At 38.5% G+C, this 1,775-nt stretch carries 3 protein-coding genes and 1 pseudogene; all 4 read left to right on the top strand.

Features of this window, described 5'->3' with window-relative positions; translation table 11 throughout:
• A pseudogene (locus F560_RS26120) lies at positions 1 to 205 on the top strand (hypothetical protein); the annotation flags it as partial.
• Positions 124 to 357 carry an IS3 family transposase gene (locus tag F560_RS24065; protein WP_051088378.1) on the top strand — a complete coding sequence of 78 codons (234 nt, stop codon included), beginning with the start codon at positions 124 to 126 and terminating at the stop codon, positions 355 to 357. The pseudogene F560_RS26120 and the gene F560_RS24065, both read left to right, overlap by 82 nt.
• 34 nt (positions 358 to 391) lie before the next feature.
• Entirely contained in the window at positions 392 to 1,030 is a 639-nt protein-coding gene (locus F560_RS0121995; protein ID WP_019007863.1) for a LysE family translocator, read from the top strand.
• A 143-nt stretch (positions 1,031 to 1,173) separates the two neighbouring features.
• Positions 1,174 to 1,572 carry a GNAT family N-acetyltransferase gene (locus F560_RS0121990; protein ID WP_019007862.1) on the top strand — a complete coding sequence of 133 codons (399 nt, stop codon included), beginning with the start codon at positions 1,174 to 1,176 and terminating at the stop codon, positions 1,570 to 1,572.
• Positions 1,573 to 1,775 lie beyond the last annotated feature (203 nt).

Genomic DNA, 1,775 nt, shown 5'->3' with positions numbered 1-1,775 from the left:
ACACCGCTTGCAGTTCCGTGTCGCGAAGATGTGCTCCGTGTTCGGCGTTTCCAAAAGCGGTTACTACGAATGGACGAAACGCAAGGAAAGCAATCTCAGCAAACGCCGTAAGCAGCTTGAAAAATGGATCCGCAGAATTTTCTTGGATTCCCGGCGGTTGTCCGGTACGACAACGTTTGTATTGAGTCGTTTCATAGAGTGTTGAAAAAAGAACTCGTTTACCTGCATAAGTTCAAAACAAAGAAAGAAGCCAGGGAAAAGATTTTTGAGTACATCACGTGCTTCTATAATGGAATAAGAATCCACTCTGCTATAGGGTCCAAATCGAAGGATAGGCGGCATCAAGGCCTATTTTAATAAGTAGATCGATACAAAAAAGGAATATTCATCTATGATTTATTCTTTTATTCAGGGCTTTTTATTTTCGCTTTCCTTATGTTTGGATTTAGGGATGGTTAACGTAGCCATAATTAAAGCAGGGGTTGAGCGCGGTTTTAAGCATTCATTTTTAATCGGATTCGGATCATGTTTTGGGGATTTATTTTATTTGACTTTAGCTTTGATCGGTTTTACGGCAATATTTCAGATTAGTTATGTTAGATGGATTTTATGGATTGTAGGTACTATTGTGCTGTTTTATTTAACGTTGAAGATGATCAAGGGGGCGATTAACCCCCAAGAGATCACTTCCGGGACGGAGGTAATTCATCGTTCAGGAATGAAAGATTTTATATTCGGCATTGGTGTGGCCATATCTTCACCGACTGTTATTTTATGGTTTGCTGTAGTAACTGGTGCAATAGTAGCAGAGATCAATAAGTTTGAGCGAATGACGTTGATCTCGTTTGTGATAGGCTTTTTTGTCGCAGGATTACTGTGGTCCCTAGGATTGGCGATGCTCAGCAGTAAGGCAGGTAAGATCTTAGGAAAGAATTATATTAGAGCTATCTCATTAGTATCAGCAATCATATTTTTGTATTTTGCAGTGAAAGTATTTATGGATGGATTAAGAACGATAATAAAAATGTAGATTTAAGAAGACTGGGGAACAATGCATTCACGCTGCAGAGCCTGACGGCCCCGTTGGGGCTTAAGGTTCACGGGTTCATGAATAACGTTAGACGAAACCTCAAATCCATTTTAAAAAATATTTTTCTTCGAGGAGAACTGAATTTGGATATTATTTTTTCGCATACAAAACCTATCACAGCGAAAGAAGTTTCAAGAGTTTTTAAAAATTCTGGAATTCGAAGACCTTCAGATGATTTGGAAAGAATTGAACGTATGATTAAGAATGCCGATATTGTCATAGGAGCTTGGCTAAATGATCAGTTAATCGGTATAGCCAGAGCTATTACCGATTACTCCTATTGTTGTTACTTGTCAGATTTGGCAGTAGATCGCCAATATCAAAAGCGGGGTATTGGGAAGGCATTAATCCATTATTTGAGGGAACAGCTTAGTGAAGAAGTGGCTTTAATTTTAATAGCGGCACCGGAAGCAATCGAATATTATCCCAAACTAGGCTTTGAACAGAATAATCGAACATTCATCATACCTAGAAAAAAATAAATACCAACGATAAATATGAAATATCACTTAACACTGTTTTCCCGCATCGGGGGCTAGCTCCCTTGGATGCTATTGATTTGTTTAAGTTGGTATATCCTAAAAATCCACTGGACTTTCCACAGTTTGCTTGACACGAAGTTAAGACCAATTCATTATGAATGGATTTTTTCATATTCCACTGGGCTCATATAGCCTAGTGTTGA

This window comes from Cohnella laeviribosi DSM 21336 (genome assembly GCF_000378425.1).
GTDB classification, from domain to species: domain Bacteria; phylum Bacillota; class Bacilli; order Paenibacillales; family Paenibacillaceae; genus Cohnella; species Cohnella laeviribosi.
The sequence above is the reverse complement of the archived record's forward strand: the minus strand, read 5'-3'. Positions and strand labels throughout refer to the sequence as shown.